Here is a 23,779-nt window from a genome sequence, read left to right on the forward strand (position 1 = left end):
GCGTGGAGCCGTGAGGCGGAATGCCACGCGGTTACCATGTGTTGAAGCATCCGGAGCCTTCGAGTCGCTCGCGCGACGCTTCCGAGGCTTCACGAAGGAAAGGTGCGCACGTGCGTCAGGTCATCATCATCGGATCGGGGCCCGCGGGGTACACGGCGGCCATCTACGCCGCCCGCGCCAACCTCAACCCGCTCGTCGTCGCGAGCTCGGTCGAGGCCGGCGGCGAGCTGATGAACACCACCGAGGTCGAGAACTTCCCCGGGTTCCCCGAGGCGATCATGGGTCCCGACCTCATGGCCAAGATGCAGGAGCAGGCCGAGCGCTTCGGCGCCGAGGTGCTCTACGACGACGTCGTCGGACTGGATGTCGACGGCCCGGTCAAGAAGGTGACGCTCGGCAGCGGCGCCACGCACGAGGCGGACTCCGTCATCTTCGCGACCGGCTCCGCCCCGCGGAAGATCGGCATCGACGGCGAATCGCGCCTCTCCGGCCGCGGCGTGTCTTACTGCGCGACCTGTGACGGGTTCTTCTTCCGTGAGCGCGTGATCGCGGTCGTCGGCGGCGGCGACTCGGCCATGGAGGAGGCCACCTTCCTCACCAAGTTCGCGTCGAAGGTGTACATCATCCACCGCCGTGACGAGCTGCGTGCATCGAAGATCATGCAGGAGCGCGCGTTCAAGAACGAGAAGATCGAGTTCATCTGGAACGCCGAGGTCGTCGACATCCTGGGCGACGACGCCGTCAACGGTGTGGTCCTGAAGGACACGGTCGACGGCTCGACCCGCGAGCTGGCGCTCGACGGCGTCTTCGTGGCGATCGGGTACGACCCGCGCACCCACCTCGTGCACGGCAAGCTCGATCTCACGCCGGAGGGCACGGTCTGGGTCGACGGACGCTCGTCCCGCACCTCCGTTCCTGGAGTCTTCGCCGCGGGCGACGTCATCGACCCCACGTACCGGCAGGCTGTCACGGCCGCCGGCAGCGGGACGGTCGCGGCCCTCGACCTCGAGCACTACCTCGCCGGTCTGGGCGAGGCGGGAGAGCCGGCACCGGATGCCGCCGAGATCGACGGCCTCCCCGAGGTCACCGCGGTCTGAGTCGTCCCGACCGAGCCGAAGGTGCGACACGCCCGGGAACAATCCCGCGAACCGCGCTGTTGACACCACCGAGAGACTTCCACAGAAGGAGAAGACAGATGACCGCCAAGGCGACCACGTCCGCCACGTTCGAGCAGGACGTGCTTCAGGCCGAGGGACCGGTGCTGGTGGACTTCTGGGCCGAGTGGTGCGGACCGTGTCGCATGGTGTCGCCCGTTCTGGACCAGATCCAGTCCGAGCACCCCGACAAGATCACGATCCTGAAGCTCAACGTCGATGAGAACCCCGACCTCGCGATGAAGTACCAGATCACGTCGATCCCCGCGATGAAGGTCTTCAACAAGGGAGCGGTCGAGACGACGATCATCGGCGCCAAGCCGAAGTTCGCTCTCGAGCAGGACCTCGCGGCATACATCGGCTGACGCCCCCGCAGTCTTGCGAAACCCCGCCGGCTCGTCCGGCGGGGTTTCGCGGTTTCATCGGGCTTTTCGTTTCATTGCCGTTGCGGCATGCGACCGGGGCGCACGAATGTTCGCGAGGGATGTCGATCTGGGCGGATCTCGTTCGACGCACAGGGTGAAGGGTCAGAGCGGCCCTGAAGGGCGAGACGCCCCGACGAAAGGGAAACCGATGCGTTACATGCTCATCATGCAGGTGGATGCCGCGGCGGCTGCCGCATTCGACCCCACGACGACCGACATGGCCGAGGCGTACGCCGCCATGGGCGCTTACAACGAGGAACTGCAGAAGGCCGGCGTCTTCCTCAGTGCCGAGGGGCTCTCGGAAGCGTCCGAGGGGTTCCGTGTGGACTTCGACTCGACGCCCCCGGCCGTGACCGACGGTCCGTTCGCGGAGGCGCGCGAGGTGTTCACCGGCTTCTGGATCCTCGAGGTCGCCTCCCGCGAGGAGGCCGAGCACTGGGCGCGCAAGTGCCCGTTGGGCCCCGGTACGGCGCTGGAGGTCCGGCGCGTCAACGAGCTCAGCGACTTCGACCAGAACGACGAATGGGTCGCCAAGGAGCGGGAGTGGCGGGCGGCCAACTCCTGAACCTCGCGCTCAGCTCGCGTCGGCACGCACCGTGGCATCCCAGCGACGGTGCGTGTTGGCGTCTCCGAGCAGCCGCCAGACGGCGCTCGTGAGCGGAGGATAGTCGAGCGCGATCTGGCGCAGCACGCGGTAGTGCCGGCTCGCATTCGGGCGGGCACCGCCGTTGGCTGCGATGTTCTCGGCGCGGAGCATGAAGACCACGAGCTCGTCGACCGTGGGGAGGTCATCCATGAAGTCCCAGGGGTCTTCACCGGCCCGGAGTCGCTCGGTGATGAGCACCGAGAGCTCGTCCGTGGCTTCGGCACGAAGCAGCTCCAGGCTCGCGCGCCGGCGCGGGGTCTGTTCGTCGTCTGCCACCCGTCAAGGGTACGCCGCGATTCCGACGTCGGGGCCCGACCCGCTTACGCTGACAGCATGACCTCCGAGGATGGACACGCTCGCCGGGCGGTCGAGGCGGTCTGGCGCGAGGAGTCGGCGCGCATCGTGGCGGCACTGACCCGTCACACCGGTGACTTCGCCTGGGCCGAGGATCTCGCCCAGGAGGCGCTCGTCGAGGCGCTCGCGACGTGGCCGGGAAGCGGCATCCCGAGCAGTCCCGGGGCGTGGCTGATGTCTGTGGCCAAGCGACGGGCGATCGACGGCTGGCGCCGGCGGGAACGGTTCGCCCAGCGCGAGCCGATGTTCGCAACCGAGGTGCTGGAGGCGGAGACCCGAGACTCGGTCCCCGACGAGGCCGACCCCGACCGGATCGACGACGACGTGCTGCGACTCGTCTTCGTGGCGTGCCATCCCGTGCTGCCGGCGCAGGCGCGCCTTGCGCTCACCCTGCGCACCGTTGCCGGTCTGACCACCGAGCAGATCGCTCGTGCGCTGCTCATGACCGTGCCGACGGTGCAGCAGCGTATCGTGCGGGCCAAGCGGTCGCTCGCGAGGGAGGGCGTTCCCTTCGAGGTGCCCGATCGCGCAGAGCGCCCCGCCCGTCTTGCCAGCGTGCTGCAGGTGATCTACCTGCTCTTCACCGAGGGTTACGCGTCGGCCGAGGGGGAGGGGGCGCTCCGCCCCGATGTCGCCCGCGAAGCGGTACGCCTCGGACGGCAGTTGGCGGCGCTCATGCCCCGCGAGCCCGAGATCTGGTCGCTGATCGCGTTGATGGAGTTCCAGTCGTCCCGCTTCGCGGCCCGCGTGGACGACGACGGTCTGCCGGTGACGCTGGAGGACCAGGATCGGCGCCGGTGGGACCGGTCGGCGATCTCGCGCGGCCTGGAGGCACGGGCCAGAGCGGATGCCGCCGGCAGGGGCCTCGGCTACTACGGGCTGCAGGCGGCGATCGCGCAGTGCCACGCGGTGGCGCCGACGTTCGCGGCCACCGATTGGAACCGCATCCTCGCGCTCTATGACGCTCTGGAGACCCTGGCGCCGTCCGCCGTGGTGCGCCTGAACCGCGCGGTCGCGCTCTCGATGGTGCGGGGCCCGGAGGCGGCACTGGCCGTGGTGGACGAGCTCGAAACCGAGCTCAAGGGCTTCCGACCCCTGTCAGCGGTGCGGGCGGAACTTCTCGAGCGAGTCGGCCGACCGGATGCCGCGGCGGCCGCGTTTCTCGAAGCCGCCGCGCTTCCCGGCAACGAGGCCGAGGCCGCGCTCCTGCGTCGCCGGGCCGCCGCCCTGACTGGCTCGCCGATCGACTAGCGAGGAACGAGCGCAGCGAGATCCTGCAAGCTCGACCACAGCCGCAGGTACCCCGGTCAGGCTGCCCCGTACCCCGTCTCCCCGAGCTCCTCGAGGATCCGATTCAGATCCTGAATGCTCGCGAAATCGATGTTGATCTGGCCTTTCTTGGCCGTCAGCGAGATCTTCACCCGCGTGTTGAGGCGATCGCCGAGCCTTTCGGCGACCTCGTCCAGGTGAGCCCGACGCGATCCGGCCTGCGGCTTCGCAGCGCGCGTGGGGGAGGCATCCGGAAGCTTCGCCGCCGCTTCGGCGGCGCGCACCGAGAGGTCCTCGTTCACGATCTTGTCGGCGAGGCGCTGCATGGACGCGGGGTCCTCGAGCGAGAGGATCGCGCGAGCGTGGCCGGCCGTCAGCACGCCGGCGGCCACCCGCTGCTGCACCGGCACGGGGAGTTTCAGCAGGCGGATGGTGTTGCTGATCTGCGGGCGTGAGCGGCCGATGCGTGTCGCAAGCTCTTCCTGTGTGATGCCGAAGTCCTCGAGGAGCTGCTGGTACGCGGAAGCCTCCTCGAGCGGGTTCAGCTCGGAACGGTGGAGGTTCTCGAGGAGCGCGTCGCGGAGGAGGTGCTCGTCCGCGGTGTCGCGCACGATCGCCGGGATCGACGTCAAGCCGGCTTCGCGGGCGGCGCGCGTGCGCCGCTCGCCCATGATCAGCTCGTACTGACCCTTGTCGTTGGTGCGTACGACGACCGGCTGCAGCACTCCGAACTCGCGGACGCTGTGCACCAGTTCGGCGAAGTGCTCCGGATCGAAGTTCGTCCGCGGCTGCCGCGGGTTGGGCACGATGTCGTGAGGGTCGATGTGGGCGAGGCGGGCGCCAGGAACCTCGAGAAGATCGTCCTGCGGTTCCTCAACGGCGACGGGCCGCGGGAAGAACACGTCGGAGGGGCGTTCGTCGGCCTGCTCGTTCGTGGGGATGAGTGCGCCGATTCCGCGCCCGAGTCCGGTGCGCTTCGCTGCCATCAGGCGTTCCCTTCCTTCGTGGCGCTGTCGCGCCGGATGATTTCCACGGCCGCCTCGCGGTATGCGATGGCGCCCGCGGACTGACCGTCGTAGGCGATGACCGTCTGCCCGAAGCTCGGCGCTTCCGACACGCGCACCGAGCGCGGGATGACGGTCTCGAGCACTTCCTGGGGGAAGTGGGCGCGCACCTCGTCCGCGACCTGCTGCGCGAGGCGCGTGCGGCCGTCGTACATGGTGAGGATGATCGTCGAGAGGTGCAGCTGAGGGTTGAGATGCTTCTGGATCATCCGGACCGTGCCGAGCAGCTGGCTCAGCCCTTCGAGGGCGTAGTACTCGCACTGGATCGGGATGAGCAGCTCACCAGCGGCCGTGAAAGCGTTGATGGTGAGAAGACCGAGCGACGGAGGACAGTCGATGAGGATGAAGTCGATGCGCTCTTCGAGGCCCTCCAGGTAGTCCTCGACAGCGGTGCGCAGACGATGCTCGCGCGCGACCTGCGAAACCAGCTCGATCTCCGCGCCGGCGAGGTGGATGGTGCTCGGAGCGCACAGCAGATTGGGGGACTCGGGGCTCACCTGCACGATGTCGGCGAGGGGGAACTCATCGATGAGCACGTCGTACACGCTCGGCGTCTCGGCCGTGTGCGGCACACCTAGTGCGGTGGAGGCGTTCCCCTGAGGATCGAGATCGATGACCAGAACGCGGGCGCCGCGGTCGGCGAGGGCTGCCGCGAGATTGACGGTGGTCGTCGTCTTACCGACGCCGCCCTTTTGGTTCGAGATCGTCAGCACACGGGTGCGACCAGTCAGCTGGACGGTCGCGTGTTCGAGCGCCTTTCTGCGCGCAGAGAGGTCTGCGAGTTCCCGGGCGATCGGTGAGTCATCGAACGAGAAGGATGCCGGAGCTTCGGTCTCGTCGGGCTGTTTCACGTGAAACACTCTCCCTTTCGCGAGCCGGTGAACAACGCCTTCCACTCTATCCCGCCCTACCCCCACCCCCCGTTCCCACAAGCCCTTTCCGCCGGTCGAGTGGCGAGCCGCAGCGCCGAAGCATTTCGCGTGAACGCGCGACCGCCGGCACCCGCCGGTCGTGTTGCGACGAAGGAGCGTATCGAGACCGCTTTCCTCAACCAATCGCCGAAATGTTTCACGTGAAACATGCGAACCGCCCCCGCCCGCGGGTTGAGTAGCGACAAGGCGCGTATCGCGACGCGCGCCAGTGACCGCTGGGCGGATCTCGATGCGGCTCGTACCTCGCCTGCTCGATCCGTATCATCATCGCTCGCCACGCTGGTGCCGAGGCCACGGCCCGATGCCGCTGGCCGCCGCGCGTGATAAGCGTGGGGAAGGCTCATTGATGCCGCCGGTCTTGAGACGCAGAGGTCAGACACCCGTCCGACGAGTTCATCGACGACTTGTCGATGGGCAGCCGATAACGCGGCGAGCCGGCGGCTCGTCTGGCCGCGGCCGTCCCGGATGGATTTGATGAGCCTCTTGCTGCGGCGACGGAGGCGGAGGTTCACCCCTGCGCAACGCCGATCGACGAACTTCTCGCTATCGGTTGTGCTGCTCTCTGCCTTCAAGCCGGAGGCGAGATGTAGCTAGGCCTGGGGGTTTCGATACGTTCCTTCGTCGCTACGCCGCCGGCAGGGAGGGGCGAGATGCAGCATCGATGTTTCACGTGAAACGGTGGCAGGCGCAACTTGTTGGCGAGGGTGGGCCGTTGATCCACCTTCTCCTGAGCGAGTGCCGGACGCCTCGCCCGACGCCAGCCCTGAACCTGCTTCTCGCGCCGATTTGCGTCGTCCACACAATCGAACTGCTCGAGGGAGATCGGGTGCACCGTAAGGCGGGATTGGGTTTGAAGCGCCCTCGCCGTTCGGATGCGGTGCGAGCCTTCTCTTCCAAGTCACGCGCGCGTCCGACAAACGCCGATCAGTCTGCGCACTCGAGGATGTAGCCATCGCGCCAAGCATCGCGATCGGTGTCGCGACGCGAGGCGCACCAGCACGCCCGTCCCGTCAACGCGTCGTTTCACGTGAAACGTTCGGCGACCGGGCAGGAGCGTCGCACTCCGATGACACTGCAAGCCGGCGGCCCGTCTGGCCGCGGGCCCCCGGATGGATTGGATGAGCCTCTTCCTGCTGCGGCGGCTGGGGGGCTCACCCCTGCGCAACGCCGATCGACTGCTTTTCGCTCTCGGTCGTGCTGCTCGCGGACTTCACGTCGGAGGCGAGATGTAGCTAGGCCAGGGGGCTTCGATACGTTCCTTCGTCGCTCCTCGACCGGGAGGAAAGCGGCGCTTGATCGAGACGAGAGTCAGCCCGCAAGGGGCCGCGAGCTTCAACGCGATCACAGGCGCGGTGACAAGGGGTCTCGATACGCTCCTTCGTCGCTACTCAGCCGACGGGGAGGCGTTGATCTGGGGCATCGATGTTTCACGTGAAACAGTGGGCCGGCGCGGCTTCGTTACGAGGGGCATGATCCAACTTCTCGTGAACGAGTCGCAGGCCAAGGCGGGATTGGGGTGAGAAGGGCCATCGCCGTTCTGATGCCGTGCGAGCCTCTCTTCCAGGTCACGCATGCTTCCGACAAACAGCGGCCAGTCTGCGCACTCGAAGACGTCGCCACACCGCCAAGCATCGAGACCAGCGCCGCGAACGGGAGCATCGTCGGCACATCTGGGGAGAGGGATCTCGTTGTGCGATGCGCGGGAGGAGGCGATGCGCTGGGCGGGACCGGAGAGGTTCTTGGCGGCGGTCTCGCGATGCGCTTGTCCCCTCGCTGCAACCGGCGGGCAGGAGCCGACGGGGAAATCAGCGGACGGTTGCGCGGATGACGCGCGAGGGCTCCTCGAGGAGGCCCTCGCCGACGACCTCGACACGAGCATTCGTCAGCTTGAACTTGCGCAGCTGCTTCTCTGCCGCCTCGATCTCGTTCGCGGCGCTCGTGCCCTTGAGGAGAATCAGCTCGCCGCCGTCGCGCACCAGGGGAGCGGTGATGGGCACGAGCGTACGCAGAGCGCTGACGGCGCGGGCGGTGACAGCATCCAGCACCGGTCCACGCTTCCAATCCTCGGCGCGTGCGCGCAGCACCTCGACATTGTCCAGCCCGAGGGCAGCGACCTGCTCCGACAGCCACGCCACCCTGCGCTCCATCGGCTCGATGAGAATCCACTCGACGTCCGGCCGGGCGATCGCCAGCACGAGCCCGGGAAGACCCGCGCCCGAGCCGACGTCGCCGACGCGACCGGTGAACAGCGGTGCGATCACGGCGCTGTTGAGGATGTGACGGGACCACAGCCGAGGCGGCTCCAGCGGACCGATCAGCCCACGCTCCTCACCGTGCCGCCCCAGGGCGTCGGCGAACCGGCGTGCCACCTCGATGCGATCGCCGAAGATCTTCGCAGCGGCAGCGGGCTCCGGCTCGATCTCGACGATCGGCGAATCGGCGCTCATCGGAGATGTTTCACGTGAAACATGCGCTCACGCGCGACGGATGACGGTGTGCCGGTCGGCGCCCTCGCCGTACGATTCCGAAACGAACCCGCGCTCGGCGACGATGTCATGGACGACCTTGCGTTCGTAGCTCGACATCGCCGGAAGCGAGGCCTGCGAGGCGCCGTCGTCCAGGCGAGCGATCGCGCGGTCGACGAGGACCGTCAGCTCGTGCTGGCGCGCGTCCCGCGATCCGCCGATGTCGAGGATCAGACGGGAGAACCGCCCGGTGCGGTTCTGCACGGCGATGCGGGTCAGCTCCTGGAGCGCCTGCACGGTGTCGGGAGCGGCGATGAGCGCCACCGACCCGCCGGCAGGAGCCTCCACCGATACGTACGCGCGGCCGGCCCGCACGTCGAGGTCGAGGTCGCCATCGATGTCGGCGATGTCGAGCAGGCCCTCGATGAAGTCCGCCGCGATGTCACCTTCCTCCTCGAGCTGAGCGACGGTGGCGGGAGTGCGATCCTCGCGCGGGGAGGGGTCGGCGGCGAACGCGGGCGACGTGGTCATGACGTGTCCTCGGTGCAGGGGTGGGAGGGAATCAGGAAGGGGAGCCGGCACCCGACGGGCGCGAGTCGGGCTCGCCGGATGACTGCCCAGCGGGCTTGGAGCCCTGCTGCTTCTGCGCCTGCTTCTTGGCGCGCTGCTTGCTCACGGGCTGCTGACGCTTCGGTGCCGTCGCCTTCGCGCGCTCGGCCTCTTCGTAGAGGCGCTGCTGCTCGGCGAGGTACTTCTCCATCGGCACGACCTTGCCCGATGCATCGATCGCCTTGCCGCGACGGGCGAGGCGCTCCTCGCGCGCCTTGGCGGCCTCCGAGCCGGGCGTCGGCATCTCACGGATGACGAGGAACTGCTGACCCATGGTCCACAGGTTCGACACGAACCAGTAGATGACCACACCGAGCGGGAAGAAGACGCCGGAGAAGATGAAGCCCAGCGGGAGGATGTACAGCATGATGCGCTGCATCTGATACGCCTGGCCGGTCTTGGCCTCGGGGGAGAGGTTCTTCGAGATGATCTGCAGCTGCGTGAAGAACTGCGACGCGATCATCAGCACGACCAGGGTGATCAGGATGATGATCGCCGCCGTGTTGCCGGTCTGGAACGCCTGGATGAGTGTCTCGTGCAGCGACGCGACGCCGAACAGCTTCGCGTTGTAGAACTCGGTCATGAGCTCGTTGGTGAGCAGACCCACGCCGGTGTGATTCGGGTCGTTCTTGATCGTCTGCACGCCGTTGAGCACGCTGTACAGGGCGAAGAACACGGGCATCTGCACCAGCAGGGGCAGGCAGCTCGACACCGGCGTCGTGCCGTGCTTCTTGTACAGCGCCATCGTCTCGCGGCTCATCGCCTCACGAGAGAGCTGATCCCGCTTGCCCTTGTACTTCTCTTGAACTTTTCGCAGTTCAGGAGCGATTTCCATCATCTTGCGCTGGCTCTTGATCTGCCGCACGAAGAGCGGAATCAGCGCCGCGCGCACCACGATCACAAGGCCCACGATCGACAGGACCCACGTGATGCCGTCAGCCGGCGCCATCCCGATCGCGGTGAAGAACCAGTGCCAGAAGACCAGCACCGCCTCGACCAGCCACTTCAGCGGCCACAGGATGATCCCGAACAGATCGAAGCCACCGCCCGACGCGGCTGGCGAAGGCGAGGGGGTCGAGGCCAACAAGAGATCCATGCGGTGGATCAGTCCTTTCCGGTGGGGCCGGGCACGACGAACCCGTGGCGGGTCAGCGCATGCCGGAAGTTCTTGCGAGGCGGCACGTCATCGACGCCGCCGACCGCCCAGGGATGGCAGCGTGCGATCCGGGCCGCGGTCAGGGCCGAGCCGACGAGTGCGCCGTGCTGCTGCACCGCGCCGACGGCATAGGCCGAGCACGACGGGTAGTACTTGCAGACGTCGCCGTAGGTGTGCGAGATCGTCGTGCGGTAGCCGTGGAGGAACGCGAGCACTGCGTTGCGGGGGAGCAGCGGCACGCTGCGCAGGAGATCGGATGCCTCGAACCGCGCGTCGCCGAGCGCGTAGGCCGGGAGCACGCTCATGTCGTCCTCCGCGCGAGACATCTCGTGACGTCAGTGCGCAGTTCGGCGAACGACGCGGATGCTGCGCTCGGCAGAGCGCGGATCACGACGTCACTGCCGGGCGCGACGGCATCCAACGACTCGAAGCACAGCGCCTTGAGCCGGCGACGGACGGTGTTGCGCACGACAGCGCCGCCCACCTGACGGCTCACGATGAAGCCGAACCGCGCCGGACCATCGGTCACGACGCGGCTGACATAGATCACGGTATGCGCTCCGGCACACCGACGACCCCGACGGACAACGGCCTTGTACTCCGCTCCGCGGGTGAGTCGGTTCGGCCTCGCGAGCACCGCTCGGCTCAGGCCGAGAGCTCGGTGCGCCCCTTGGCGCGGCGAGCCGAGAGGATGGCGCGGCCGGCACGCGTACGCATGCGGGCACGGAAGCCGTGCTTCTTGGCGCGGCGACGGTTGTTGGGCTGGAAGGTGCGCTTGCTCATGGGACTACTTCCGATCAGGTGTCACCGGGACGCTCGAGACCGGGGACGTGTGTACAGGGGCGACTGCCGCGAGGGCATAAGTCAACCGATTAAGGCTACGTCGAGACGCCGGAGAACTCAAACCGGGCGCAGAACGTGTCATTATCCACCGGCTCCTCCTCCACCCTGGCACCGACACGCAGGCCCGATCTACAGTGGAGTTTGCTCACGCGACGCCTCCTGACTAGCGTGGCTCCGGCAGTTATCCACAGGCTCGGGCCGACGTTTCCGCGGCATCCGGTGGAATCATCAACATCCCGGGGGGGCCATGTCACCGCACGAAGTTCCAGATGTTCCTGTCTGGACCGCCGTTCTCGACGAACTCGTGCGTGACGATCGCATCACTCCGCAGCTTCACGGCTTCATCAACCTCGCGGTGCCGCAGGGTGTGATGGGCGGAACGCTCTACCTCGACGTGCCCAACGATCTGACGGCTGCGCAGTTCACCAAGCGCATGCGGGCACCCATCCTCGAAGCACTCACGCGAGTGGCCCAAGACGACCAGAACCCGGCCTCCACATTCCGGGTCGTGGTCAACCCCGACCTCGCCGACGCCCACATGTCCGCGCCCACCCCGCTCGCCTCCGCGCCGGCGCCTGTCGCCCCGACGGTGTCGCCGGTCGGGCGTCCGCCGCTGGACGAACCGGCGGACGTGGCATCCGTCTCGCGCAGCGACACCCGGCTCAACCCGAAGTACACGTTCGACAACTTCGTCATCGGACAGTCCAACCGCTTCGCGCATGCCGCCGCGGTCGCGGTGGCCGAGGCGCCGGCCAAGGCGTACAACCCGCTGTTCATCTACGGCGACTCCGGCCTCGGGAAGACGCACCTCCTCCACGCGATCGGCGACTACGCCCTCAGCCTCTACGCGGGCATCCGGGTGCGGTACGTGTCCAGCGAGGAGTTCACGAACGACTTCATCAACTCCATCGCCAACAACCGGGGTTCGGCATTCCAGGCGCGGTATCGGGATGTCGACATCCTGCTCATCGACGACATCCAGTTCCTGCAGGGCCGCGCCGAGACGCAGGAGGCGTTCTTCCACACGTTCAACCAGCTCCACGACCACGACAAGCAGGTCGTGATCACGAGCGACGTGCCGCCCAAGCACCTGACCGGCTTCGAGGACCGCATGCGCAGCCGGTTCGAATGGGGCCTCATCACCGACGTGCAGGCGCCCGACCTCGAGACGCGCATCGCGATCCTGCGCAAGAAGGCCCAGTCCGAGCGGCTGCACATCCCCGACGAGGTGCTCGAGTACATCGCGACCGTCGTCTCGTCGAACATCCGCGAGCTCGAGGGCGCGCTCATCCGCGTCTCGGCGTTCGCCAGCCTCAACCGGTCGACGCTCGACATGTCGCTGGCGCAGACCGTGCTGCGAGACATCGTCGACCAGGATGACGCCAACGTCATCTCGCCGACGGACATCATCAGTGCGACCGCACAGTACTTCAAGCTGACCGTCGACGACCTGTACGGCTCCAGCCGCTCGCAGTCGGTCGCCACGGCTCGGCAGATCGCCATGTACCTGTGCCGCGAGCGCACGAGCCTGTCGCTGCCGAAGATCGGCCAGCTATTCGGCAACCGCGACCACACCACCGTCATGTACGCGTACAAGAAGATCAGTGAGCTCATGAAAGAGCGCCGCTCGATCTACAACCAGGTCACCGAGATCACGGCGCAGCTGGGTCGAAACGGCCGCTGACGGCTGCTGCTGCACCGCCCGATGGGCCCGCGTGTGACGACACGCGGGCCCATTCGCACATATGCCGAAAGAAGTTCTTGACAGCGGTCCCGAGCCACGCCATTATTCCGGTTCTGCACAGTGTGGAAAACCTGTGGATAACTCTCGCAGGCTGCGGAAACGACTGTGGGCGACGCGGGGAAGCCTGTGGATGAATGACGGATGCCGGCGGCCGACCCGTTCCGCGTCCGCAAGCGCATCCGCAGCCGTTCCACAACTCACACGCGTGTGGTTTCGGTGTGCCGACTGCGATCGCGTCAGTTGTCCACAGTTTCCACAGCTGTTAACACCATGACAAGAAATCCATCATGAAGAACTCGTCCGATCACCTTTGCGGTGGACGGATCGGCGGGCGAGTCGGTCGGTGAACCGGGACTGGCAATCTCCGAGGCTGGCACTAGCATGAGAACCCCGAGCCCGCAGCCTGCGGGTCCGCTGCAGAGGGAGCGTTCGTGAAGTTCCACGTCAATCGCGATGTGTTCAGCGAAGCCGTATCGTTCGTCGTCAAGCTCCTGCCGCAGCGGAACCCCCAGCCGATCCTCGCGGGCGTGCTGATCGAGGCATCCGAAGAAGGACTCTCGCTCGCCGCATTCGACTACGAGGCTTCGGCGCGCACCACGATCGAGGCGACCGTCGACGAGCCGGGCACGATCCTCGTGCACGGCCGCCTGCTGTCCGACATCGCCAGCCGTCTGCCGAACGCTCCCATCGAGATCGCGGTCGATGACGACGGCGGCATCCTGCTGACGTGCGGGTCGGCCCGGTTCACGCTCGCATCCATGCCGGTGCAGGAGTACCCGGCGATCCCGGAGGTCACCGGCGACTCCGGTCTCGTACCCGCCGACGACTTCGCCACCGCGATCGCGCAGGTCGCCTTCGCCGCCTCCCGCGACGATGTCACTCCGGTGCTGACGGGTGTGCAGCTCGAGGTGTCCGGAACGAATCTCAGCCTCGTCGCCACCGACCGTTACCGGGTCGCGCTGCGCGAGATCCCGTGGGACGGCGGCAGCGCGGCGACCGAAGAGGGCACGACGGCGCTCGTTCCCGCCCGCACGCTGACCGAGGTCGGCAAGACCTTCGCGCACGGCGGCGACATATCGATCGCGTTCTCCGGTTCGGGCGACCGCGAGATCATCGCGTTCACCGCCGGCAACAAGACCGTCACGTCGCTGCTGATCAAGGGCAACTTCCCCCCGGTTCGGCGCCTGTTCCCCGAGCAGACCGAGCACCACGCAGTGGTGAACACCGCGGAGCTCGCCGAGGCCGTGCGCCGAGTGTCGCTGGTGCTCGACCGCTCGGCGCCGCTGCGGTTCACCTTCACCGCCGACAGCGTGTCGATGGATGCCTCGGGCACCGAGCAGGCGCGCGCCACCGAGTCCGTCGATGCCACACTGCTGGGCGGCGACGAAGTGACCCTGGGCCTCAATCCGCAGTACCTGCTCGAGTCGCTCGGCGCCGTGAAGAGCGAGTTCGTGCGCATCACGTTCACCTCGAGCGAGAACGCCAACAAGCTGAGCCCGGTGCTCATCACCCCCCAGACCTCGGTCGACAGGGCCGGGTCGGACTCGTTCCGGTACCTGCTGCAGCCCAACCTCCTCCTGCGGTGACGCGACGCGCTCCGTCTCGGGAGTCGGACACTGAGCGAGCGCCGGCGAGACGAAGCGTCCCCGCTCGCTCAACGACCGGAGCAGGCGTCGGCGCCGATCATTAGGCTTGTCCGGTGATCGTGGAGCACCTGAGCCTCGTCGACTTCCGCAACTATGCGGCCGCCGACGTCGAGCTCGGGCCCGGACCGAATGTCTTCGTCGGCCGCAACGGTCAGGGCAAGACGAACCTCGCCGAAGCGATCGGGTTCTTCGCCACGCTCGGCTCCCATCGTGTCTCCAACGATGCGCCGATGGTGCGTGACGGGGCGGATGCCGCGATCATCCGCGCGCGTCTGGCGCACGGCGAGCGACGCGTGCAGCTGGAAGCGCAGGTCAATCGCCAGGGCGCCAACAAGGCGCGCGTGAACGGGTCCCAGGTCAAGCCCGCGGAGCTGCCCCGCTATGCACAGGTCGTGCTCTTCGCTCCGGAAGACCTGCAGATCGTGCGCGGCGACCCGTCGGGGCGTCGGCGGTTCGCCGACCAGCTGCTCATCCAGCGGTCCCCGCGCATGGCCGGTGTGATCGGTGACTACGATCGCGTCCTGAAACAGCGCACGGCCCTGCTGAAATCGGCGAAGGCACGCGGCATCCGTGGTGACGCCCTGTCGACGCTCGACGTGTGGGACGACAAGCTCATCGCCCTCGGAACGCAGCTGATCGCCGCGCGGCTCGCGCTCGCCTCCGACCTGGCGGCTCCGCTGGCCGACGCCTATACCGCCATCGCGGGTGCCGATCACGATCCCGAGATCGAATGGGCGCTGTCGATCGCGGGCGCCGAGACGGGGGAGGACGGCGACGCGCAGGTGGCGGCATCCCTCCCGGTCGCCGCGGATGCGCGCGTCGAGGGCACGGAATCGTCGACGGCCCGCATCGCCGACATGTTCCGCCAGGCGCTCGCCGCCAAACGTGCCGCCGAACTGGAGCGTGGGCTCACACTGGTCGGCCCCCATCGCGACGACCTGCTGCTGCGCATCCGGGGGCTGCCGGTGAAGGGGTACGCCTCGCACGGCGAATCGTGGTCGGTCGCGCTCTCTCTGCGCCTCGCGTCGGCGGAGCTGCTGCGTGCGGACTCCCGGCTGGGCGACCCGGTGCTCATCCTCGACGACGTGTTCGCCGAGCTGGACACCGAGCGTCGCGCACGCCTGGCCGGACTCGCGGCGGACTACGAGCAGGTCATCGTCACCGCCGCCGTCGAGGGCGACGTGCCCGACGGCCTGCGCGCGCGCATGGTGCGCGTCGAGGCCGGCCGCATCCTGGACCCGGCCGCCCCGGAGGCGACGGATGCCTGATCCCGCTGCCGATGGGTCCGCGGCCGGCGCCTCGCACGGCACCGGGCTGCCGGAGACCATCGCGACGTACCTGCGCCTTCGCGGACTCGAGCCGTCGGCGCGCTCGTACCGTCGGCGGCGCCGGCGCACCGAGGACGACGTCAACGTGCCGTTCACAGCGGGCCGCGACCCGCGCGGCGTGGGCGACGTGCTGTCGGATCTCACTCGCGAGGCCGGCTGGAACCCGCAGCTGGCCCGCGAAGACGTCGTGCTGGCGTGGGCCGAGGTCGCCGGTGAGGACACCGCCCGGCACACACGCCCGGTCGCGTTCTCGGAGGGGACGCTCACGGTGCAAGCCGACTCGACGGCGTGGGCGAAGCAGCTCCAGCTCATGCGCGCGCACATCCTCTCGGAGATCATCCGGCGCTTCCCGGAAGCGGGCGTCGACGCAGTGCGCTTCATCGGGCCGGACGTCCCCTCCTGGAAATGGGGTCCTAGAACGATTCCAGGGCGCGGCCCGCGCGATACCTACGGTTGAGGCACGTCAGGAGTCGTCGGAATCATTTTCGACGCGTCACAGGGCCGTAGAGCGCTGTGATCGCCTCGTTACCCGGTAGACTGGAGGAGCCCCCGTCGAAGGATTTTTGGAGCCCTCGCGAAGATGACGTCAGACACCCCCGATAACGTTTCCGAGGAACCCGAAACGCGAGATCAGGCTCCCAACGACTACGGGGCAGACGCCATCCAGGTGCTCGAGGGCCTCGAGGCGGTGCGCAAGCGCCCCGGCATGTACATCGGCTCGACCGGTGAGCGGGGTCTGCACCACCTGGTCTACGAGATCGTCGACAACTCCGTCGACGAGGCGCTCGCCGGCTTCTGCGACACCATCAACGTCACGATCCTCGCCGACGGCGGCATCCGCGTCGTCGACAACGGGCGAGGCATCCCCGTGGCCACCCACCCCACCGAAGGCAAGTCCACGGTCGAGGTCGTCCTGACCGTGCTGCACGCGGGCGGCAAGTTCGGCGGCGGCGGGTACGCGGTGTCGGGCGGCTTGCACGGCGTCGGCTCGTCCGTCGTCAACGCGCTGTCGACACGGCTCGAGGTGGAGGTCAAGCGCGAGGGGCACGCGTGGCGGCAGTCGTACCGCGACGGCGGACACCCGCTCGCTCCGCTGGCGCAGCAGGAAGCGACCGAAGAGACCGGGACGACGATCGAGTTCTGGCCCGACGACACCATCTTCGAGTCGGTGCACTTCGACTACGAGACGCTGCGCACCCGCTTCCAGCAGACGGCCTTCCTCAACAAGGGCCTGCGCATCACCCTCGCCGACGAACGCCCCGAGTCCGCCTACGTCGCCGACGGCGAGAACGGGTCGGAGGATCGCCAGCCGTCCGACGACTTCTACTACGAGCGCGGGCTCGTCGACTACGTCGAGTACCTCAACAAGGTGCGTCACGCCGAGGTGGTCAACGACGAGATCATCGAGATCGAGTCCGAAGACACCGTGCGGCACATCTCGCTCGAGCTGGCGATGCAGTGGACGACGTCGTACACCGAGAACGTCTTCACCTTCGCCAACACCATCAACACCCACGAGGGCGGCACTCACGAAGAGGGCTTCCGCGCGGCGCTCACGACACTCGTGAACCGGTACGCCCGAGAGAAGAACCTGCTCAAGGAGAAGGACGACAACCTCACCGGCGACGACATCCGCGAGGGTCTGACCGCCGTGATCTCGGTCAAGCTGTCCGAGCCCCAGTTCGAGGGTCAGACCAAGACGAAGCTCGGCAACACCGAGGCGAAGGCGTTCGTGCAGAAGGTGGTCGGCGACCAGCTCGCCGACTGGCTCGACCGCAACCCGGTGCAGGCCAAGCGCGTCATCACGAAGGCGATCGATGCCGCCACCGCGCGGATGGCGGCGCGCAAGGCCCGCGAGACGGCGCGACGCAAGAGCGTCTTCGAGTCGGCCGCGATGCCCGACAAGCTCAAGGACTGCACCAGCAAGGACCCGTCGATCAGCGAGATCTTCCTCGTCGAGGGCGACTCCGCGGGCGGCTCGGCGGTGTCCGGGCGCGACCCGCACACGCAGGCGATCCTGGCTCTGCGCGGCAAGATCCTCAACGTCGAGCGCGCGCGGCTCGACAAGGCGCTGGCCAACAAGGAGGTCCAGGCGATGATCCAGGCCTTCGGCACGGGCATCGGCGAGGACTTCGACATCGACAAGGCCCGCTACCACAAGATCGTGCTGATGGCCGATGCCGACGTCGACGGCCAGCACATCACCACGCTGCTGCTGACCATGCTGTTCCGCTACATGCGCGGGCTCATCGAGGCGGGGTTCGTCTACCTCGCGATGCCGCCCCTGTATCGCCTGAAGTGGACGAACGCCGCCCACGAGTACGTGTACTCCGACAAGGAGCGCGATGCGCTGCTGGCCGACGGGCTCGCAGGCGGCAAGCGGATCCCCAAGGATTCCGGCATCCAGCGCTACAAGGGTCTCGGCGAGATGAACGCCAAGGAACTGTGGGAGACCACGATGGACCACCGCACGCGGACGCTCCGCCAGGTGACCATCGACGACGCGGCCGCGGCCGACGAGATCTTCTCCGTGCTGATGGGCGAAGACGTCGAGTCCCGCCGCACGTTCATCCAGCGCAACGCCAAGGACGTCCGCTTCCTCGATATTTAGCACAGGCGAGCGAAGCGAGCTGCCCCGATCGTTGAGCGAGCGCAGCGAGTCGAAACGCCGTAAGACGATCTCGAAACGCAACGAAGAATCGAAGAACACATGGCTGACGAAGAACGTCCCGACTTGAACGCCGAGCACGAGCACGGCCGCATCGACCAGGTCGACCTGCAGCTGGAGATGCAGCGCAGCTACCTGGACTACGCGATGGCGGTCATCATCGGCCGTGCGCTCCCCGACGTCCGCGACGGACTGAAGCCGGTGCACCGGCGCGTGATCTACGGCATGTACGACGGCGGCTTCCGCCCCGACAAGTCGTTCTCGAAGTGCGCGCGTGTCGTCGGCGAGGTCATGGGTCAGTACCACCCGCACGGTGACACGGCGATCTACGACGCCCTCGTCCGCCTCGTGCAGCCCTGGTCGCTGCGCTACCCGCTGGCCCAGGGTCAGGGCAACTTCGGCTCGCCCGGGAACATGGGTGCGGCGGCACCCCGGTACACCGAGACCAAGATGGCCCAGCTCGCGCTCGAGATGGTGCGCGACATCGAAGAGGAGACCGTCGACTTCACCGACAACTACGACGGTCAGACGCAGGAGCCGACCGTCCTGCCGTCGCGGTTCCCCAACCTCCTCGTCAACGGCTCGGTCGGCATCGCGGTCGGCATGGCCACCAACATCCCACCGCACAACCTGCGTGAGGTGGCTTCCGGTGCGCTGTGGGCGCTCGAGCACCCGGATGCCTCGCGCGAGGAGCTCCTCGACGCGCTGATGGAGCGCATCCCCGGCCCGGACTTCCCGACCGGCGCGCAGATCCTCGGCACCAAGGGCATCCGGGAGGCGTATCGCACCGGCCGCGGGTCGATCACGATGCGCGCCGTCGTCGCGATCGAAGAGATCCAGGGCCGCACGTGCCTGGTCATCACCGAGCTGCCCTACCAGGTCAACCCCGACAACCTCGCCGTGAAGATCGGCGACCTGGCGCGCGACGGCAAGATCACCGGCATCGCCGACATCCGCGACGAGACCTCCGACCGCACCGGTCAGCGCCTCGTGGTGGTGCTGAAGCGGGATGCCGTCGCCAAGGTCGTCCTGAACAACCTGTACAAGCACACCCAGCTGCAGGAGAACTTCGGCGCGAACATGCTCGCCATCGTCGACGGCGTGCCGCGCACGCTGTCGCTCGACGGGTTCATCGCGCTGTGGGTGGACCACCAGATCGACGTCATCGTCCGGCGCACGACGTTCCGTCTGCGCAAGGCCGAAGAGCGCATGCACATCCTGCGTGGCTACCTGAAGGCGCTGGATGCGCTGGACGAGGTGATCGCCCTCATCCGCCGGTCGCCGACGGTGCAGGAGGCGAACGAGGGTCTGCAGCAGCTGCTCGACATCGACGAGCTGCAGGCCGACGCGATCCTGCAGATGCAGCTGCGTCGCCTCGCCGCGCTGGAGCGTCAGAAGATCATCGACGAGGCCGCCGAGCTCGAGCGTCAGATCGCCGATTACAAGGAGATCCTCGCCACACCGCAGCGTCAGCGCGACATCGTGCGCGAGGAGCTGACGGCGATCGTCGAGAAGTTCGGCGACGAGCGGCGCACCCACATCCTCCACGGCTTCGACGGCGATATGTCGATGGAAGACCTCATCCCCGAAGAGGAGATGGTCGTCTCGGTCACGCGCGACGGGTACATCAAGCGCACCCGCAGCGACAACTACCGTCAGCAGCACCGCGGCGGCAAGGGGGTCAAGGGCGCGCAGCTGCGCGCCGACGACGTCGTCGAGCACTTCTTCGTCACGACAACCCACCACTGGCTGCTGTTCTTCACGAACAAGGGCCGCGTGTACCGGGCGAAGGCGTACGAGGTGCCCGAGGCCGGCCGTGATGCCAAGGGCCAGCACGTGGCGAACCTGCTCGCGCTCCAGCCTGACGAGGAGATCGCGCAGATCCTCGACATCCGGGATTACTCGGTGGCGACGTATCTGGTGCTCGCCACTCGCAGCGGACTGGTCAAGAAGACGCGCCTCACCGAGTACGACACCAACCGCCAGGGCGGCATCATCGCGATCAAGCTGCGCGGTCAGACGCCCGACGAGGGCGACGACGCCGAGGCCGGGCCCGACGACGAAGTGGTCAGTGCGCTGCTGGTCGACGAGGGCGACGACATCCTGCTCATCAGCCGCCACGGGATGTCGCTGCGCTTCTCGGCGACCGACTCGGCGCTGCGCCCGATGGGCCGGTCGACCTCCGGCGTGAAGGGCATGGACTTCCGCCCCGGTGACAGCCTGCTCTCGGCATCCGTCGCCACCGACGACGGCTACGTCTTCGTCGTCACCGAAGGCGGCTACGCGAAGCGCACCGCGGTCGACCAGTACCGCGTGCAGAACCGCGGCGGATTGGGCATCAAGGTGGCCAAGCTCAGCGAGGATCGCGGCGATCTCGCGGGCGGTCTGATCGTCTCGGAGGACGACGAGGTCTTGGTGGTTCTTGCCAGCGGCAAGGTGGTACGCTCTGCCGTGGCCGAGGTCCCCGCCAAGGGTCGAGACACGATGGGTGTCGTTTTCGCCCGATCCGGCGACGACGATCGCATCCTCGCGATCGCGCGCAACGGCGAACGGGGCCTGGCCGAAGAATCCGAGGATGCAGCCGCTGACGGTGCCGACCAGGCACCGCCCGCACCGGCCCCTGAGGGGCCGGCCGCCTCGCCCGAGACCCCCGAAGAGAGCACTGACGCATGAGCACGGTAGCCGACAAGCTCGCCAAGAAGTCCAGCCACAAGACCAGCGCCAAGCAGGTGCGCCTGCGGCTGGTGTACGTGGACTTCTGGTCCGCGGTGAAGCTGTCGTTCCTGGCGGCGATCGCGATCGCGGTCGTGACGGTCGTCGCGTTCGTCATGGTCTACCTGGTGGTCCAGACGACGGGGCTGATCGGCAAGGCCGACGAGCTGTTCTCCAGCTTCTCCGACGGCAGCATCCTTCTGTCGAACTTCGTGAGCTTCCCGCAGGTGCTGGCCTTCTCGGCCGTCGTGGCGATCCTCAACCTCGTCGTCGTCACCGTCCTGGGCGCCGTCATCGCCGGGATCTACAACCTCGCCGTGAAGGTGACCGGTGGTCTGCTGGTCGGCTTCACCTCCAACTGACACGCACGGCTGAGCGCCGGCATCCAGGAGCGATCCGGATGCCGGCGCTTCGTGCTGTGCCGAGGTCAGACGATCGTGGTGCCCAGCAGGGTGCCGATCAGCCACGTGGCGGCGAGGGCGAGCGCACCGCCGATCACCAGCCGCGTGGCCGCACGCGCACGCGGAGCTCCGCCGAGTGCGGCGGAGACCGTGCCGGTGGCCGCCAGCGCGATGAGCACGGCCGCGAAGGTGACGGGAACACGCCATTGCGGTGGCGGGAGCAGGATCGCGAGCAGCGGCAGCAGGGCGCCCAGCGTGAACGACACCGCTGACGAGAGCGCGGCGTGCCAGGGATTGACGAGGTCGTCCTGGTCGATGTGCAGTTCCACCTCGAGGTGCGCCGCCAGCGCGTCGTGGGCGGTGAGCTCCCGGGCGACCTGCCGCGCGGTCTCGTCCGAGAGTCCGCGGTCGCGGTACAGCTGCGTCAGCTCCTCGAGCTCCTGGTCGGGCATGTCGTGCAGCTCGCCGCGCTCTTTGGCGATCAGCGCGCGCTCCGAGTCCCGCTGGCTGCTCACCGACACGTACTCGCCGAGGGCCATCGAGATGGCCCCGCCGACGAGGCCGGCGATGCCCGCCAGGAACAGCGCGCCGGTGTCGGTGGTGGCGCCGGCGACGCCGACGACGAGCGCGGCGACCGACACGATGCCGTCGTTGGCGCCCAGAACACCGGCGCGCAGCCAGTTCAGGCGCTGACCGAGACCGACGACGTGAGGCTCGTGCGGGTGGGGTGACGCGGTCACCCCACCAGTCAACCAGTCGAATTCGTCAAATCAGGCTCCGTCGGGTAAAGTCTTGGAGGTTGCGGGGCGCAAGCGTCGCAGACAACGGGGCTATAGCTCAGGCGGTTAGAGCGCTTCACTGATAATGAAGAGGTCCCAGGTTCAAGTCCTGGTAGCCCCACACCAAGCCCCGGGGCCTTAGCTCAGTTGGTAGAGCGCCTGCTTTGCAAGCAGGATGTCAGGAGTTCGAATCTCCTAGGCTCCACGTCGCAGAACGAGCCGGCCTCCCAGGCCGGCTCTTTCCGTTTCCGGGAGCGAACACCGTCGCCCGGACGAACGATCGGATGCCTCGGACGCACGATCGGGCGCCGGGATCGCGAGCGCCGCAGGGTGGAGACATGACGAGTACCGCTTCCCAGCCCGTGATCTCGCCACCAGTGCCGCGACTGCGCTACGGCGCGCTGATCGCGATGATGGCGATGAGCTTCCTGCTCGTGACGGCCGAGTTCCTCCCTGGCGGTGTGCTCACCGACATCGCCGACGACATCGGCGTGACGGCGGGTCAGGCGGGGCAGATGGTGACCGTGACGGCCCTCGCCGGCCTGATCGTCGCGCCCACGATCGGCATCGTTCTGCCGCGGTTGGACCGCCGCTCACTGCTGGTGTGGATGGCCGCCGGGGCGACCGTCTCCAACGCGCTGGTCGCGGTCGCGCCGAACCTGCCGCTGCTGCTGATCGGCCGCGTGCTGCTGGGAGCAGCGCTCTCGGGGTTCTGGGCGATGTCGATCACGGTCGCGGCGCGCATCGCGGGGCCCGAACGCCTCGGTCGCGCCGTGATGTTCACCGCCGCCGGCACGTCGCTGGCGACGGTGGCCGGAGTGCCCATCGGAGTGATGCTCAGCGAGGTGCTCGACTGGCGTGCGGTCTTCGTCATCGCCGCCGCCGCGACCGCCCTTCTCGCGGTCGCGCTGCGGGTGCTGCTCCCACGCGTTCCCGCCGAGAGCTCGGCCTCGCTCTCGACGCTCGTGGGCGCACTGCGGCGTCCCGGCATCGCCCTGGGTGCCGTGGGCCACGTCCTCGTGGTGCTCGGGCACTTCCTCGCGTTCACGTATATCCGCATCGCGCTGGACCGGGTGCACGACGGCGGGCACACCGTCGATGCCGGAGTCGTCATCGTGCTCCTCGCCGTCTTCGGGATCGGCGGTTTCGCGGGCAACATCCTCATCGGCCTGATCATCGACCGCACGTACCGCCTGTTCGCTGTCGTGTCGCCCATCGCGATGGCCCTCACGGCGCTCACCGTCATCGTCGCCAACGGCTCACCGCTGCTGGTGGGCGCGGCCGCGTTCGTGTGGGGGTTCTTCTTCGCGTCGTGGCTGCTCATCGTGAACACCTGGGTGGGCCACCGGATGCCCGACCGGCTGGAAGCAGGCGGCAGCATCGTCGTGGTCGGCTTCCAGGCCGCCATCATGCTGGCGGCAGCGGTGGGCGGCCTGCTGGTCGACGGTCCCGGCATCGTCACGGTGTATCTCACCGGAGCCGTCACTCTGGTCGCCGGCGCGGTGCTGTTCGGCCTCTCGAACCGTGCGGGCAGGCGGCGCTAGCCGAGCGGATGCCGCAGCCACCGCCGTCCCGGGCCCCTGA

22 protein-coding genes and 2 tRNA genes are annotated in these 23,779 nt (G+C 67.7%); 14 read left to right on the plus strand and 10 right to left on the minus strand.

Features of this window, described 5'->3' with window-relative positions; genetic code table 11:
• Positions 1 to 110 precede the first annotated feature (110 nt).
• From trxB to C9992_RS10905, 3 genes are all read left to right on the plus strand, one after another.
• Positions 111 to 1,097: a thioredoxin-disulfide reductase gene (gene trxB, locus C9992_RS10895; protein ID WP_106815612.1), complete on the plus strand. Its 987-nt coding sequence runs from the start codon at positions 111 to 113 to the stop codon at positions 1,095 to 1,097.
• 98 nt (positions 1,098 to 1,195) lie between these two features.
• On the plus strand, positions 1,196 to 1,519 hold the full coding sequence (trxA, locus tag C9992_RS10900; protein ID WP_045301944.1) for a thioredoxin: 324 nt from the start codon (positions 1,196 to 1,198) through the stop codon (positions 1,517 to 1,519).
• A gap of 208 nt (positions 1,520 to 1,727) precedes the next feature.
• A complete protein-coding gene (locus tag C9992_RS10905) occupies positions 1,728 to 2,144 on the plus strand; it encodes a YciI family protein (RefSeq protein WP_106815613.1) in 417 nt (138 codons plus the stop codon).
• A 9-nt stretch (positions 2,145 to 2,153) separates the two neighbouring features.
• Here the strand turns inward: C9992_RS10905 and C9992_RS10910 are convergent, their stop codons facing one another.
• Complete coding sequence (locus tag C9992_RS10910; RefSeq protein WP_106815614.1) at positions 2,154 to 2,501, minus strand: tryptophan synthase subunit alpha; 348 nt, start codon at positions 2,499 to 2,501, stop codon at positions 2,154 to 2,156.
• A 57-nt stretch (positions 2,502 to 2,558) separates the two neighbouring features.
• Here C9992_RS10910 and C9992_RS10915 point away from each other — a divergent pair, with 57 nt between their 5' ends.
• On the plus strand, positions 2,559 to 3,830 hold the full coding sequence (locus C9992_RS10915) for an RNA polymerase sigma factor (RefSeq protein WP_106815615.1): 1,272 nt from the start codon (positions 2,559 to 2,561) through the stop codon (positions 3,828 to 3,830).
• Between the two features lie 56 nt (positions 3,831 to 3,886).
• Here the strand turns inward: C9992_RS10915 and C9992_RS10920 are convergent, their stop codons facing one another.
• The 8 genes from C9992_RS10920 to rpmH form a co-directional block, all read right to left on the minus strand.
• Positions 3,887 to 4,834 carry a ParB/RepB/Spo0J family partition protein gene (locus C9992_RS10920; RefSeq protein WP_106815616.1) on the minus strand — a complete coding sequence of 316 codons (948 nt, stop codon included), beginning with the start codon at positions 4,832 to 4,834 and terminating at the stop codon, positions 3,887 to 3,889.
• Entirely contained in the window at positions 4,834 to 5,763 is a 930-nt protein-coding gene (locus C9992_RS10925) for a ParA family protein (protein ID WP_106815909.1), read from the minus strand. The genes C9992_RS10920 and C9992_RS10925 overlap by 1 nt, the downstream gene beginning before the upstream one ends.
• 1,886 nt (positions 5,764 to 7,649) lie before the next feature.
• A complete protein-coding gene (gene rsmG, locus C9992_RS10935; protein WP_106815618.1) occupies positions 7,650 to 8,291 on the minus strand; it encodes a 16S rRNA (guanine(527)-N(7))-methyltransferase RsmG in 642 nt (213 codons plus the stop codon).
• A 27-nt stretch (positions 8,292 to 8,318) separates the two neighbouring features.
• Positions 8,319 to 8,840, minus strand: coding sequence for a Jag family protein (locus C9992_RS10940; protein ID WP_106815619.1), 522 nt, complete (start codon positions 8,838 to 8,840; stop codon positions 8,319 to 8,321).
• A gap of 31 nt (positions 8,841 to 8,871) precedes the next feature.
• Positions 8,872 to 10,014 (minus strand): membrane protein insertase YidC, encoded by a 1,143-nt coding sequence (yidC, locus tag C9992_RS10945; RefSeq protein WP_106815620.1) that lies wholly within the window; start codon positions 10,012 to 10,014, stop codon positions 8,872 to 8,874.
• A gap of 8 nt (positions 10,015 to 10,022) precedes the next feature.
• Positions 10,023 to 10,379, minus strand: coding sequence for a membrane protein insertion efficiency factor YidD (gene yidD, locus C9992_RS10950; protein ID WP_106815621.1), 357 nt, complete (start codon positions 10,377 to 10,379; stop codon positions 10,023 to 10,025).
• The gene (rnpA, locus tag C9992_RS10955) at positions 10,376 to 10,711 is read right to left on the minus strand and encodes a ribonuclease P protein component (RefSeq protein WP_106815622.1); all 336 of its coding nucleotides are present in this window, start codon (positions 10,709 to 10,711) and stop codon (positions 10,376 to 10,378) included. The genes yidD and rnpA overlap by 4 nt, the downstream gene beginning before the upstream one ends.
• A gap of 8 nt (positions 10,712 to 10,719) precedes the next feature.
• A complete protein-coding gene (gene rpmH, locus C9992_RS10960; protein ID WP_022879826.1) occupies positions 10,720 to 10,857 on the minus strand; it encodes a 50S ribosomal protein L34 in 138 nt (45 codons plus the stop codon).
• Between the two features lie 307 nt (positions 10,858 to 11,164).
• On the opposite strand from rpmH, the gene dnaA reads away from it, so the two are divergent.
• From dnaA to C9992_RS10995, 7 genes are all read left to right on the plus strand, one after another.
• Positions 11,165 to 12,601: a chromosomal replication initiator protein DnaA gene (gene dnaA / locus C9992_RS10965; RefSeq protein ID WP_106815623.1), complete on the plus strand. Its 1,437-nt coding sequence runs from the start codon at positions 11,165 to 11,167 to the stop codon at positions 12,599 to 12,601.
• A 491-nt stretch (positions 12,602 to 13,092) separates the two neighbouring features.
• Positions 13,093 to 14,247, plus strand: a complete 1,155-nt coding sequence (gene dnaN / locus C9992_RS10970; protein ID WP_106815624.1) for a DNA polymerase III subunit beta — start codon at positions 13,093 to 13,095, stop codon at positions 14,245 to 14,247.
• 113 nt (positions 14,248 to 14,360) lie between these two features.
• Positions 14,361 to 15,575 (plus strand): DNA replication/repair protein RecF, encoded by a 1,215-nt coding sequence (gene recF / locus C9992_RS10975; RefSeq protein ID WP_106815625.1) that lies wholly within the window; start codon positions 14,361 to 14,363, stop codon positions 15,573 to 15,575.
• Positions 15,568 to 16,092 (plus strand): DUF721 domain-containing protein, encoded by a 525-nt coding sequence (locus C9992_RS10980; RefSeq protein WP_106815626.1) that lies wholly within the window; start codon positions 15,568 to 15,570, stop codon positions 16,090 to 16,092. Before recF ends, C9992_RS10980 begins: the two co-directional genes overlap by 8 nt.
• Positions 16,093 to 16,215: 123 nt before the next feature.
• Positions 16,216 to 18,246 carry a DNA topoisomerase (ATP-hydrolyzing) subunit B gene (gene gyrB, locus C9992_RS10985; protein ID WP_106815627.1) on the plus strand — a complete coding sequence of 677 codons (2,031 nt, stop codon included), beginning with the start codon at positions 16,216 to 16,218 and terminating at the stop codon, positions 18,244 to 18,246.
• A 99-nt stretch (positions 18,247 to 18,345) separates the two neighbouring features.
• Positions 18,346 to 20,976 carry a DNA gyrase subunit A gene (gene gyrA / locus C9992_RS10990; protein ID WP_106815628.1) on the plus strand — a complete coding sequence of 877 codons (2,631 nt, stop codon included), beginning with the start codon at positions 18,346 to 18,348 and terminating at the stop codon, positions 20,974 to 20,976.
• Positions 20,973 to 21,377, plus strand: coding sequence for a DUF3566 domain-containing protein (locus tag C9992_RS10995; RefSeq protein ID WP_106815629.1), 405 nt, complete (start codon positions 20,973 to 20,975; stop codon positions 21,375 to 21,377). The genes gyrA and C9992_RS10995 overlap by 4 nt, the downstream gene beginning before the upstream one ends.
• A 65-nt stretch (positions 21,378 to 21,442) precedes the next feature.
• Here C9992_RS10995 and C9992_RS11000 read toward each other — a convergent pair whose 3' ends face one another.
• Complete coding sequence (locus tag C9992_RS11000; RefSeq protein ID WP_407662238.1) at positions 21,443 to 22,168, minus strand: VIT1/CCC1 transporter family protein; 726 nt, start codon at positions 22,166 to 22,168, stop codon at positions 21,443 to 21,445.
• 74 nt (positions 22,169 to 22,242) lie between these two features.
• On the opposite strand from C9992_RS11000, the gene C9992_RS11005 reads away from it, so the two are divergent.
• The 3 genes from C9992_RS11005 (at position 22,243) to C9992_RS11015 (ending at position 23,739) form a co-directional block, all read left to right on the plus strand.
• Positions 22,243 to 22,316, plus strand: a tRNA-Ile gene (locus tag C9992_RS11005).
• Positions 22,317 to 22,327: 11 nt separating this feature from the next.
• Positions 22,328 to 22,400: transfer RNA gene (locus C9992_RS11010), tRNA-Ala, on the plus strand.
• A gap of 133 nt (positions 22,401 to 22,533) precedes the next feature.
• Complete coding sequence (locus tag C9992_RS11015; protein ID WP_160150871.1) at positions 22,534 to 23,739, plus strand: MFS transporter; 1,206 nt, start codon at positions 22,534 to 22,536, stop codon at positions 23,737 to 23,739.
• The last annotated feature ends 40 nt before the right edge of the window (positions 23,740 to 23,779 follow it).

The sequence above is a fragment of the Microbacterium timonense genome, from assembly GCF_900292075.1.
Classification (GTDB): Bacteria; Actinomycetota; Actinomycetes; order Actinomycetales; family Microbacteriaceae; genus Microbacterium; species Microbacterium timonense.

Coding starts and splice junctions, on each gene's coding strand:
- trxA (WP_045301944.1), top strand. CDS start 1,196: ATGACCGCCAAGGCGACCACGTCCGCCACGTTCGAGCAGGACGTGCTT.
- C9992_RS10905 (WP_106815613.1), top strand. CDS start 1,728: ATGCGTTACATGCTCATCATGCAGGTGGATGCCGCGGCGGCTGCCGCA.
- C9992_RS10915 (WP_106815615.1), top strand. CDS start 2,559: ATGACCTCCGAGGATGGACACGCTCGCCGGGCGGTCGAGGCGGTCTGG.
- C9992_RS10920 (WP_106815616.1), bottom strand. CDS start 4,834: ATGGCAGCGAAGCGCACCGGACTCGGGCGCGGAATCGGCGCACTCATC.
- rsmG (WP_106815618.1), bottom strand. CDS start 8,291: ATGAGCGCCGATTCGCCGATCGTCGAGATCGAGCCGGAGCCCGCTGCC.
- C9992_RS10940 (WP_106815619.1), bottom strand. CDS start 8,840: ATGACCACGTCGCCCGCGTTCGCCGCCGACCCCTCCCCGCGCGAGGAT.
- yidC (WP_106815620.1), bottom strand. CDS start 10,014: ATGGATCTCTTGTTGGCCTCGACCCCCTCGCCTTCGCCAGCCGCGTCG.
- yidD (WP_106815621.1), bottom strand. CDS start 10,379: ATGAGCGTGCTCCCGGCCTACGCGCTCGGCGACGCGCGGTTCGAGGCA.
- rpmH (WP_022879826.1), bottom strand. CDS start 10,857: ATGAGCAAGCGCACCTTCCAGCCCAACAACCGTCGCCGCGCCAAGAAG.
- dnaA (WP_106815623.1), top strand. CDS start 11,165: ATGTCACCGCACGAAGTTCCAGATGTTCCTGTCTGGACCGCCGTTCTC.
- C9992_RS10980 (WP_106815626.1), top strand. CDS start 15,568: ATGCCTGATCCCGCTGCCGATGGGTCCGCGGCCGGCGCCTCGCACGGC.
- gyrB (WP_106815627.1), top strand. CDS start 16,216: ATGACGTCAGACACCCCCGATAACGTTTCCGAGGAACCCGAAACGCGA.
- gyrA (WP_106815628.1), top strand. CDS start 18,346: ATGGCTGACGAAGAACGTCCCGACTTGAACGCCGAGCACGAGCACGGC.
- C9992_RS10995 (WP_106815629.1), top strand. CDS start 20,973: ATGAGCACGGTAGCCGACAAGCTCGCCAAGAAGTCCAGCCACAAGACC.
- C9992_RS11015 (WP_160150871.1), top strand. CDS start 22,534: ATGACGAGTACCGCTTCCCAGCCCGTGATCTCGCCACCAGTGCCGCGA.